The following is a 12432-nucleotide window of genomic DNA, read 5'->3' on the forward strand; positions in this document are numbered from 1 at the left end:
AATTGAAAACTTGTCGAAATTACTCAAATGTTGAATTAAGAAATGGAAAATTAAATCAGAATCACAAATTACAAACTGAAAAAAAACAACTACTTGTAACAACGTATATAAAAAATGCTTAATTTGGTCATAATACAAAAGTCAGTGCCGTTTTGCTACATCTGATTTTCCTGCGGAAAATCCTCGCACACAAAACAGCACTTTTCATATACAAACCGTTAACCTGCATTAAGCCAAATTACACGCAATATTGGCAAAAAAGAGGTTTAAAAAAGTAGGATTCTGATAAATATTACGCAACCAGAAATGGAATTATAACGCAGCAGATTTTGACAAATAATTACGCAAGAATCTGTCTGTAATTATGAAAACGGCGGAATTTTAACCTGTTTATCCAATAGAAACGGAATCGTAAAGCAGCAGATTTTGAAAAATATTACGGAAAAATATGTTTATAATTCTGAAATGAAAATTGCGGAATTTTAGCCTGTTTATGTAATTAGGAATGAAAAACTGTGGGATTCTGACAAATATTACGCAAGAATCTGTCTGTAATTCTGAAATGGAAACGGCGGGATTTTAGCCTGTTTATGCAATTAGGAATGAAAATTTAGACAAGTTAAACGCTGAAAAATGTGAGATTTTATATCGGTATTTTAATTTAAAAAAAACGCAGGTTAACAAAATATATAATTTATTGCTAGTGCGAATCTACTTACGAAAATCCTTAGGGGATTTTCTATTCCGTTTTTATTTACTTAATTTAGTGCTTCAAAAATGCAACAAACCATATATAAAACGTTAACCTGCATTAAGCCAAATTACACGCAATATTGGCAAAAAAGCGGTTTAAAAAAGTAGGATTCTGATAAATATTACGCAACCAGAAATGGAATTATAACGCAGCAGATTCTGACAAATATTACGGGAAAAATATGTTTGTAATTCTGAAGTGGAAACGGCAGAATTTTAGCCTGTTTGCGAAATAGAAACGGAATCGTAAAGCAGCAGATTTTGAAAAATATTACGCAAGAATTTGTCTATAATTATGAAATGAAAACGGCGGAATTTTAGCCTGTTTATGCAATTAGGAATGAAAAACTGTGGGATTCTGACAAATATTACGGAAAAATATGTTTGTAATTCTGAAGTGGAAACGGCAGAATTTTAGCCTGTTTATGCAATTAGGAATGAAAATTTAGACAAGTTAAACGCCGAATAAAAACGCTGAAAAATGTGAGATTTTATATCAGTATTTTAATTAAAAAAAACGCAGGTTAACAAAATATATAATTTATTGCTAGTGCGAACCTACTTACGAAAATCCTTAGGGGATTTTCTATTCCGTTTTTATTTACTTAATTTAGTGCTTCAAAAATGCAACAAACCATATATAAATCGTTACAAGTAATTGGCAAAAATTACGTAATTAGAACCTTATTTTTAAGTAAATACAGAAATTTAAAAATATCGCTAGAAAAATATTACGAATAAAATTTAGAATCTATAAATACTTGAATTTACTCTAAATATGAAAATAAAATTGACCGAATTATTACGTGAAATTTGAATTTATAACGTTTGTAGAATTGAGAAAAATACAGAATAGAAATTGCAAAATTTACGCAAAATCTGAAAATAAAATTGACCGAATTATTATGTAAAATCTGAATTTATAACGTTTGTAGAATTAAGCAAAATACAGAATTGAAAACTTGTCGAAATTACTCAAATGTTGAATTAAGAAATGGAAAATTAAATCAGAAATACAAATTACAAACTGAAAAAAAAACAACTACTTGTAACAACGTATATAAAAAATGCTTAGTTTAGTCTTAAAACAAAAGTCAGTGCCGTTTTGCTACATCTGATTTTCCTGCGGAAAATCCTCGCACACAAAACAGCACTTTTCATATACAAACCGTTGGCAACAAGCAAAAAACATCGATGAAAAAAATATTATTTGGAATAATTACATTATTAGCTATTTCTTGCAATGAAAAAAAAGAAACAAAATTTTCTTTAAATGGGGCAACAAACGGAATTGAAAACGGAACGACTCTTTATTTAAATATTGAGAATAAAATAATTGACTCAACAAAGGTTGAGAATAATACTTTTGCATTTAACTCTAAATTACCTAGCTCACCATTACAAATAATAATAAGAAAAAAGGACTTTTCTCAATTTAGGTATTTATGGGCAGAGAATAATCCAATGACTTTTGACGCAACTAAAACGGATTTTAAAAATGCTAAAATAACTGGTTCTGAATCAGAAAATTTAAATTTCAGTCTTAATCAAAAAACTGACACTTTGCCCAGAAGTGAAAGACAAAAATTAGAAATCGAATTTGTCAAAAACAATCCAAATAGTATTATAAGTGCTTCAATGCTTTCTTTCTATTCCACAACTTGGGGAAAAGAAAAAACCAAAGAACTTTATGAACAACTCTCGTCAGAAAATAAAAATTCAAAATTCGGAAAGGAAATTACAAAATATATTGAACTAAATAAAGAACCAAAAATAGGAGAAAAGTTTGCAGACTTTGAATCGGAAGACCAAAATGGAAAATTAATAAAATTGTCTGAATTAAAAGGAAAGGCTCTTCTTCTTGAATTTTGGGCGTCTTGGTGTGGTGGTTGTCGCCAAGAGAACCCTAATCTTGTAAAAACCTACGAAAAATTTAATCCAAAAGGTTTTGAAATATTAGCAGTTTCATTAGACGAGGATAAAGAAAGTTGGTTAAAAGCAATTGAGAAAGATGGTTTAAATTGGGAACACGTAAGTGATTTAAAAGGTCAAAGAAACGAAGCTTTACTGATTTATGGAATTAACGGAGTACCTGACAACTTTTTAATTGCCGAAAACGGAGAGATAATTGGAAGAAATTTAAGAGGAGACGAATTGAATGCAAAGCTAAAAGAAATATTAAAATAATGCCAGATTGCCAACACCATATATAAAAAATGCTTAGTTTAGTCTTAAAACAAAAGTCAGTGCCGTTTTGATACATCTGATTTTCCTGCAGAAAATCCTCGCACACAAAACAGCACTTTTCATATACAAACCGTTGGCAAACATTAAAAACCACTCATAAGTTTACAATTAACGAAACTTTTTATATATTTGTATCATATTTGATTTTATAACCATAATGATAAAACGATTTGAAACAAAGTTACTTGAAGAAGCTTTTGAATTTATAGAGAAACAAAACCTAAAAGCAAGAAAGAAAATATTTCATAATATAAGAAGAGCAGAACAACAATCTGACCCAAAGTTTTTTAAAAAATTGACTGACGAAATTTGGGAATTTAGAACACTATATTCTGGAATACAATATAGACTTTTAGCTTTTTGGGACAAAGAAAATAAAACCAAAACTTTAGTTTTTGCAACTCACGGAATTATTAAGAAAACTAGCAAAGTAGATCTAAAAGAAATCGACAAAGCGGATAATATTAGAAAAACGTATTTTAAAAATAAAAAGAAATGAAAAGTTACACTTTAGACCAAGCAGAAGACCTTTTAATTGGAAAAAAAGGAACAGAAGAAAGAGATGAATATGAATTTGAATTAAAACTCGAATTGATTGGTGACATGATAAAAACTGCTCGAAAAAAACGAAAACTGACTCAAGAACAATTAGGAGAATTAGTTGGAGTTAAAAAAGCCCAAATATCTAGACTTGAAAATAGCACTGGAAATGTGACTTTTGAAACTGTTATGCGAATTTTCAACGCTTTAGGAGCAAAACTGAATTTAAATCTTCAAATGTAAAAATAACGATTTGCCAACACCGTATATAATTTATTGCTAGTACTCGCCTACTTACGAAAATCCTTAGGGATTTTCTATTCCGTTTTATTTACTAAATTTAGTGCTTCAAAAACGCAACAAACCATATACAACAACGTTGTAATGCATTACCTAATAGAACTTTACTGAAATAGGTTGACTAAAAATTCATCAATTATTGATAGTCACTTATGAAATTACAAAAACAACCCTGGCGAAAAAAAACGTACGAAAAAGTAACATTAGAACTCAAATTATTCATCGTTGACCAAATTCAAAATGGTCAGATCTCTACAAACTTTGCTGCCAAAAAATATGATGTTCCTAGAACTACTATTGCATATTGGATTAGAAAATATACTACCTTAGCTCAACAAAATAATGGTATGAGTAAATTAGATGAGATTAAAAAACTAAAGGAACGAATTGAAGAACTGGAGTTTGTAAAAGACTTTCAGCAAGATATTATTGCGGATATGGAAATCATTACTGGAGTCGATATGTCAAAAAAGTCGTTGCCCGAAACATTAGCAAAAGAGATAGAAATAAAGAAGAAAAACATTTTAAAAGAAAATGGTTCTATCAGTGTTTTGGGATTAGTAAACAAGCCTTCTACAAAAGAATTAAAAAACAAGAAAACAAACAGTTAAATGATAAAAAACTAATTAAAATGGTGCAACGATATCGTAAAAATGTAGGTTCTAAAACTGGAGGAATTAAACTCTATACCGAATTGAAAAACGATATGGTTAATCAGAATATTAACATAGGTAGAGATAAGTTTTATCGATTTTTAAGGCTTCATAACTTACTTATTCCTAAAAGAAAAAACTATGTAACAACAACAAATTCAAAACATCTTTTTAGAAAATATAAAAACATTGTAAAAGACCACGTTCCTACTCGACCAGAGCAACTTTGGGTAGCTGATATTACATACATCAAAACTGAAAATGGACACAATTACTTAGCAATCGTTACTGATGCCTATTCCAAGAAAATTATGGGATATAAACTCGATAACCACATGAAGACATCACTTTGTACCGATGCGCTCGCTATGGCTATTAAAAATAGGGAATACCCTCATGAAAAACTTATCCATCATTCTGACAGAGGATTCCAATATTGTAATCCTAAATACACTGAGTTTGCTGAAAGTAACGGAATTATCATGAGTATGACGGAACAATATGATCCGTACGAAAATGCTATTGCTGAAAGAATCAATAGAACTTTAAAGTACGAATATGCTTTAAAAGAAATAATTAAAAACACAGCTATTGCTCAAGAAATCACAAAACAAACGGTAGATATATACAATAATTTAAGAACACATTTTAGCCTAAATTTAAGAAAACCTGCGGAAGTACATTTAAATCCGAATATAAAATATAAATCATATCGAAAAAATAATGTAAATTTACCCGAACTAACTATTTAAAAACAAATATAGTTCAAATTATTTTTTGCATTATAAAACAACTAAAAAAAAGTTTGAACGATATAAATTAACCTAAAAAAGGTCAACCTATATCAGTATAATACAAAAACCACATCTAAACAATAAACTTAATGAATGAATTAGTAGAACAGTACGAACTATCAAAAGAAATACATTGTGTATTTAACAATGTTGATCCAAAAATAATTGGAAGAGTATTCAAAATTATAAAAGGTGCAAGTCCAGAATATACTTGGGAAATAAGTCACTATTGCAGATTAGATGACGAAATGGATTGTTATACACCTTCTGCACCTTACGGAGACTCATTGGCAGATGGAGAAAGAGCTTTAATGGCTTATATGAAAAGATTTGAAAAAGCAGTTGATTGGAGAGAAAATAAATATTTTTAAAATAAATTAGTAATTAAAATATAGAAATAGATTGTGAACTTTAACAAAGAAGAAATACCAGCCCTCAACTTCATTGTGAATAGAATTTTGGACAAGCAATTCCCACTTTATTCACACGAATTAGTACAAGCTAATTTTATTAAAACTTCAGATTTTAACAAAATAGAAAATGAGTTTGAATGTTTGCTTGCGATAATCAACCATTATAATGTTGGAGAAGTTACAAACGCTCGAAACGAAGACCACGGAGCAAGTGTTGTTAAAAATGGTAATACAGCTAAATTTAGAAAAGATGGTGGATTTAAAAACCTTTTTGATAATTTGGGAATGGAATTCACAAATTATGATGCTATTAATCAATCACAAGAAAAACTAAATTCTAAAATTGAAGAAATAATTGAGCTTTTAACTAAACAAGGTTTTGGTCAAGAAATATTATTTGATGAACTGAAAGAACTGAAAGATTTGTATCCCAAACTAAACAAAAAGAATTGGGGACAAATTCTAAAAGGAAAACTTCTTGATTTGGGAATTGCTCAAGTAATAAATCAAGAGGTAGCTGAAACAATTTTTAAGGGACTTACCGAACAGGTTCTACGCTTGAAATAAAAACGTGTGGCAACACCGTGTATAATTAATGGCTGGTTCTCGCCTACTTACGAAAATCCTAGCGGATTTTCTATTCGGGTTTTATTTACTAAATTAGGTGCTTGAACACGCCACTAATCATACACAAACACGTTGTACACCATTTAACGAAAACCATTGAATTACAATCCAATAAATATATTTACAGTTACCGATTTAGAGAAAATAATTACCAAAAATGAAATTCATTCTGACATAATAATCAGAGGAGAAAACATAAAAAAACTTGAAAAAATTGAAAAAATAAATGGATTTTTTGGAGTTAGTGATTCAGCAATTGAAAGTTTTGGAACATTAAGAGAAGTCAAAGGAAATCTATTTATAAGCACAAATACTGTTTTCTCTAATATCAAATCTTTAGACAACTTGGAATTTGTTGGTGGAGATTTAATTTTAAGATACTCAAATATCGAAGATTTAGGTGCGTTAAAAAAAGTTGGTGGAAAATTAAGTTTGAGAGATACTAATATTAAAAATTTAGGAATTTTAGAGTTCGTTGGTGGCGACTTGTTTTTACCTAAAAGAATAGAAAAAGAAATTGACCTTACAAACATAACAGTAAAAGGTAAAATCAAGTTTTGGAACGATAGCAAAACAAGAAAAAAAATTATTCCAAAAGAGGAAATGGGATATTTCGATTTCAATAATACTGTTCCTCATTGGAATCATAAGTACGTTTATTCATTCAGAGAAATTGAAGAAGCAAATTCGGAACAGTTAGCATTTTATAGAGTTTATAAAAGCCATTTTTTAAACGGAAAATATATTGATATAAAGGGGAACGACAATTATTCATTCATTTTGTTCTATGACTTGTTAGAAAACCATAATTCGGAAACAAAAGAATTACAAAATCAATTAACAAAACTTGCCAAGTATTATCCAAAAACGAAAAGTTATGGAGAATCTGCAATTATTGAAAAGCTAGAAAATTTAGGAAATTTTGAGAAATCTTGGAATTTAATTTTACAAAAAGAATATATTAATGTTCAAAAAATCATTGAATACGAAAATAAACTAAACCGAGAATTATTAAATGGCGAACTAATTGTAAAACTTGGTGGATTTAGTCATTTAACCGAGTTTGGACAGAAAAATATAAACGAGATAAAGCCTTTTGCCAACAAACAGCTTGATAAATATAAACTTGATAAAGGAACTGATTTTTTCAATCTATTTGTTAAAAATGGCAAACCAATAATAACCACAAAAACAGTTGAAATTCCCAATAAAAAATCACTTTTTGGGTTTTTAAAAAAGCCAATCAAAGAAACCATATCTGAATATAACTCGATATATTACGAAGATTTTTTCTTGTCAAAAGCAGAATATAAACACTACAAAGCAATAGATGATTATCAAGCTGAGTCAGGTTATAAAAGTTCATTTCCTCACATAGTTGAGAAATCAATCTTCAATCAATGTAGATTAATTTTAAAACAAGCAGAAGATTTATATAGAGAAACTATTGGAATGCCAAAAGTTGGAGAAGGTTGGATAAGTGAAACAGAACTATTTTATAAAATATCAGACTACTTTAAAAACGATGAAGTAGTACATCACGCATCACCGAAATGGCTTGGTCGTCAACATTTGGATATTTATTTGCCAAAGTTAAATATCGGAATTGAATATCAAGGTGCTCAACATTATGAACCAATTGATTTTTTTGGTGGACAAGAAGCATTTGAAAAAACAGTGGAAAGAGATAAAAAAAAGAAAAATCTTTGTGAAAAACATAATTGTATGCTAATTTATGCGGACAAAGGATATGACTTGAATGAAATTATAGTAACGATTGAGAATAGAAAAAACGGTGTACAACACCGTATATAATTTATTGCTTGGTTCTCGCCTACTTACGAAAATCCTTAGGGATTTTCTATTCCGTTTTTATTTACTAAATTAGTTGCTGGAAACACGCAACAAACCATATACAAAAACGTTACCATACATTAAAAAATGACATTAGTAGTAGGAAGAATTACACAAGGAGGAATAAGAATAGATAGTGATTCAAGAATTACAGACCCAAAAATTGTTTCTAATAAAAATAGTGTTTTTTCTGGACTTCTAAAAACAATTATTTTAAATCCGTCGATTTCAGTTTCATATGCAGGAGATGTTGAAATTGCACAAAAAGCAATTGAAAAACTATATAATCTTGAAAAATTTGAAATTAATAAGATTAAATCTCTATTATTAAAATTAAATATTGAAAGCGGGAATGAAACTGATTTTCTAATTGCATCTTTAGAAAATCAACCATTGCTATATAAAATCTCTAATGGAAAAATAGAACCATCAAATTCCTTTCATTGGATTGGAGATATAACAGCTTTTAACCTTTTTCAAAAAGAATTTATACCAAATATAAAGAATATTGAAGCAAACCATATTTGTTCTGTTCATTCAGATGCATTTAATAAAGTAATTGAAAGTGACAAAATTGAAAGTGTTGGAGGATTCCATATAACAGTTCATAGAACAAAGTTTGGACTTGAATATTTATTCAAAATGAAAATAATCTCTGGGCAATCGACTTCTATGACATTAAGAAATAATGAATTTAAATCAATTCCTTTTGGAAATGCTCAAACTGGAGCATTTTCTTATAGTTATTTAAAATCTAACAATCCTTTTTTACCAGCTATTGGAATTCACTTTCCTATAGGAAACTTTGGAACATTATATTATCCTAAAATTTCCCGTGAAATTATCTTTTATAAAGATGTCAATCCATTTGAATTTGCAAAAAAAGTAAAAAATGAATATAAAATAGAGTTGTCGGGAATGGTGAAAAATGGGGATTTAATGACAATGATTTAAAAAAACGTATGGTAACACCGTATATAATTTATTGCTAGTTCTAGCCTACTTACGAAAATCCTTAGGGGATTTTCTATTCCGCTTTTATTTACTATATTTAATGCTCGAAATACGCAACAAATAATATACAAAAACGTTGTATGCCATTTGGGCAAAACTCAATAAAAATCGAACTAAAAATAAAATATGTCCAATTTTAAATTACTTTTTTCTGATTATTTTGAACTTGATAATTCTGATTTAGAAAAATTCGGAGCATTAAATATTTGCCTAAGTTCTGACTTACCAATGTTTATTGATCCTTTTTTATTATTTGCTTCTGAAAAGCCAGAATATAAAAACCTTCACAAAATAGTAGTTGACCATTTATTACTTTTAAAAGACTATGCTACTGAAAATAATGGACTAGATGTAGATATTAATTTATTTAGGTTTCCAGAAATAAAACAAAATTGGCTAGGACTTGCAAAATATGGAAATGGAGGAAAAGGTTTAGGAAAGAAATTTGCTAATGGAGCTATAACAGCTTTTAATGGTTTTTACAGTACTTTCGGAGAAGAAGAAATAACAGACGAAACTCATATAGAAAAATTAACTCTTCTAAATTCTGGAGTTGGAAAAGATTTCATTAGTGACTTTACGACTAATCTAATACAGGAATATCTTTTAGAATTTACAGAAGACTTCGCGAAAAAACATCTTAACGAAAATCAAACAAGAGACTTTTCAATCAGATGTAGATTCGACAAAGAAACTAAAACATGGCAACCACGAACATTTAAACTTCCATATTTCTTTAGAGAACAAAAAGGAGACTTTATTCTTCTAACACCTTTAGATATACTTACAGTTGATGATACTATAATAAACAATTCAGATTTTTATTCGAATTTTCAAAATGTAACAAGGTCTCTAGAAAATTCATCTTTACGTTCATCTGTAAACGTTTTTTTTAGGTCTCATTTACCTAGAAAAGCAACTAAGAAAGATAAAGTAAATGCATTTTTAAAAACTATTAGAAAATTCCCTGATTTAGTAGACTTTTATATAAAATTAAAAGAAGATAAAAAGCATAATGTTACTTCTGCTTCTTTATCTCAAATTAATGAATTAAAAGAAAAATTAGTTGACGCTCTAACACCATTATGCGAATTACTTAATAACAATAGTGATTTTTATAAGGTAAAGTCTAATAGCTATGACGAAACCCTTAAAAGAGCTTTATTTCTAAAAGATGTTATAGAAAATAATGATGGATATCGAATCTTTTGGGATGGTTCAACACCAATTGCGAAAGAAGATACAATACAAAGAATATTTAGATTAACTTGGTATGCTTCACCATATGATGTTAATGCAGAAGTAAATAATGGTCGTGGTCCAGCAGATTATAAAGTTTCTTTCGGAAGTGGAGATTCAACGATTGTGGAATTTAAATTAGCAAAATCTTCTTCACTAAAAAGAAATTTAGAAAATCAAACAGATATTTATAAAGCTGCTTCAAAATCTGCTAGTGATATTTCTGTAGTTTTATGTTATACAACATCTGATATTAGAAAAGTAAATAAAGTATTAAAAGAAATTCAAAAAGAAAATCACGAAAATATAATAGTAATTGATGCTACAAGAAAAGCTTCAGCTTCTAAAGTATAATAATCTGAATAAAAAAAACGGCATACAACATCGTATATAATTTATTACTAGTAATAGCCTACTTACGAAAATCCTTAGGGGATTTTCTATTCCGCTTTTATTTACTAAATTAGTTGCTCGAAATACGCAACAAATCATATACAAAAACGTTAGTTTTCATTGCTCAGAAAAAATGAGAATATTAAAGAAAAGAGAGAATTATTGAGAATGTTTTTGAATAATTAAAAATCAATAAATCGTAAATTTTTAAACTCATAAAAAACGCTGTTTTGCATAAATCTAAAAAAAGAATATTTAGAGTTTTAAAGAAAAAGTTTAGAAAAAAACTAACAAATTGAAAATCTTTAAACTCGTGAAAAATTATTTGAGTAAATCCAAAAAATAATATTTAGAATTTTAAAGAAAAAGTTTAAAAAATATAACAAATTCTGAATTTTAAACTCGTAAAAAAACCTGTTTTACATAAATCTAAAAAAGAATGTTTAGAATTTTAAAGAAAAAATAAAACATAAACAAATCTTGAATTTTAAACTCGTAAAAAAACCTGTTTTACGTGAATCTAAAAAAGAATGTTTAGAATTTTAAAGAAAAAATAAAACATAAACAAATCTTGAATTTTAAATTCTTGAAAAACTTAGAAACGCAAAAAAAACGTGCTTATAAAAATGTTTCGCAACGAAAAACTAACAACGTATATAATTAATTGCTGGTTTTCGCCTACATACGAAAATCCCTTGGGGGATTTTCTATTCCGATTTTTTTCACTAAATTTAGTCCCGAATCACGCAACAAACCATATACAAATCCGTTGGCAAACATTTGAACGCAACCTTTCGAGAGAAATCTCATCTACATAAAAAAACTAAATACAAATGAAAAAAATTAATTTATTACTTGTTCTAATTGCAATAATATTCCAAGGTTGTAAAGATGATGATGAATGTAATCAACTATGCTTTACACCTCCACAAACTTTTCAATTTGAGATTGTCGATAAAGAAAACGGAGAGAATTTATTCACAAATGAAACGTTTGACTCTAATGAAATTACGATAACTGACAATTTGAATAATAATGAGTCTGTTGAATTTTCGTTTATATCTGAAAATAATATCAATTTGATTCAAATCGGTTCAATAGGCTGGGTAACTGAAATTGTAAACCTAAAAATTGACATATCTGACAATCATATATTTAATTTTTACGTTGACGCAGAAAGAATAGAAGATTGTTGCAGTCATACAGAATATAATGAAATTAATTTAACAGATTCAGAATTTGAATTAGACAGTCAAACTGGAATTTATAAAATACTTGTGGAATAAAAACGATTTGCCAACACCGTATATAATTTATTGCTGGCTTCTTGCCTACTTGCGAAAGTCCTCGCGGACTTTCTTGGTTGGTAATTATTTACTAAATTAGTTGCTTAAAACACGCAACAAACCATATACAAAAACGTTGTGCCCAATAAAAAAACTCGTTTCATAAGATAATTCAGATTAAATGATTGTATCTTTGATAGTATCAAATGATAGTATCAAAAATGAAACCACCTTACGAAATAACATCTTCTATTTTAAAATTAATAACTTCTATTTCTGAGAAAATAGGAGAAGTAAATGCTAATTTATTAAATAAACC

At 28.3% G+C, this 12432-nt stretch carries 11 protein-coding genes and 1 pseudogene; all 12 read left to right on the forward strand.

The genetic code is table 11. The annotated features are described in order from the left end of the window. Positions 1-1947 precede the first annotated feature (1947 nt). Entirely contained in the window at positions 1948-2940 is a 993-nt protein-coding gene (locus L0U72_RS11475; RefSeq protein WP_233899341.1) for a TlpA disulfide reductase family protein, read from the forward strand. A gap of 217 nt (positions 2941-3157) precedes the next feature. Continuing rightward, positions 3158-3499 (forward strand): type II toxin-antitoxin system RelE/ParE family toxin, encoded by a 342-nt coding sequence (locus tag L0U72_RS11480; protein ID WP_233898056.1) that lies wholly within the window; start codon positions 3158-3160, stop codon positions 3497-3499. Continuing rightward, complete coding sequence (locus L0U72_RS11485; RefSeq protein ID WP_076614752.1) at positions 3496-3783, forward strand: helix-turn-helix domain-containing protein; 288 nt, start codon at positions 3496-3498, stop codon at positions 3781-3783. The genes L0U72_RS11480 and L0U72_RS11485 overlap by 4 nt, the downstream gene beginning before the upstream one ends. Positions 3784-3992: 209 nt before the next feature. Continuing rightward, positions 3993-4451 carry a helix-turn-helix domain-containing protein gene (locus L0U72_RS11490; protein ID WP_233899221.1) on the forward strand — a complete coding sequence of 153 codons (459 nt, stop codon included), beginning with the start codon at positions 3993-3995 and terminating at the stop codon, positions 4449-4451. Next, positions 4397-5245: an IS3 family transposase gene (locus tag L0U72_RS11495; protein ID WP_233899348.1), complete on the forward strand. Its 849-nt coding sequence runs from the start codon at positions 4397-4399 to the stop codon at positions 5243-5245. Before L0U72_RS11490 ends, L0U72_RS11495 begins: the two co-directional genes overlap by 55 nt. A 131-nt stretch (positions 5246-5376) precedes the next feature. Then, on the forward strand, positions 5377-5658 hold the full coding sequence (locus L0U72_RS11500) for a hypothetical protein (protein WP_233899342.1): 282 nt from the start codon (positions 5377-5379) through the stop codon (positions 5656-5658). Between the two features lie 33 nt (positions 5659-5691). Beyond that, positions 5692-6267, forward strand: coding sequence for a hypothetical protein (locus L0U72_RS11505; protein ID WP_233899344.1), 576 nt, complete (start codon positions 5692-5694; stop codon positions 6265-6267). A 156-nt stretch (positions 6268-6423) separates the two neighbouring features. Then, on the forward strand, positions 6424-8142 hold the full coding sequence (locus tag L0U72_RS11510) for a hypothetical protein (RefSeq protein ID WP_193706754.1): 1719 nt from the start codon (positions 6424-6426) through the stop codon (positions 8140-8142). Positions 8143-8268: 126 nt separating this feature from the next. Next, positions 8269-9135, forward strand: coding sequence for a hypothetical protein (locus L0U72_RS11515; RefSeq protein WP_233899346.1), 867 nt, complete (start codon positions 8269-8271; stop codon positions 9133-9135). A gap of 186 nt (positions 9136-9321) precedes the next feature. Further along, positions 9322-10788: a hypothetical protein gene (locus L0U72_RS11520; protein ID WP_232127960.1), complete on the forward strand. Its 1467-nt coding sequence runs from the start codon at positions 9322-9324 to the stop codon at positions 10786-10788. Positions 10789-11660: 872 nt separating this feature from the next. Further along, on the forward strand, positions 11661-12113 hold the full coding sequence (locus tag L0U72_RS11525; protein ID WP_193708112.1) for a hypothetical protein: 453 nt from the start codon (positions 11661-11663) through the stop codon (positions 12111-12113). A gap of 221 nt (positions 12114-12334) precedes the next feature. Next, positions 12335-12432 (forward strand): annotated as a pseudogene (locus L0U72_RS11530) (Fic family protein); the annotation flags it as partial.

Origin of the sequence: Tenacibaculum piscium (assembly GCF_021390755.1) — a bacterium.
GTDB classification, from domain to species: Bacteria; Bacteroidota; Bacteroidia; order Flavobacteriales; family Flavobacteriaceae; genus Polaribacter; species Polaribacter piscius.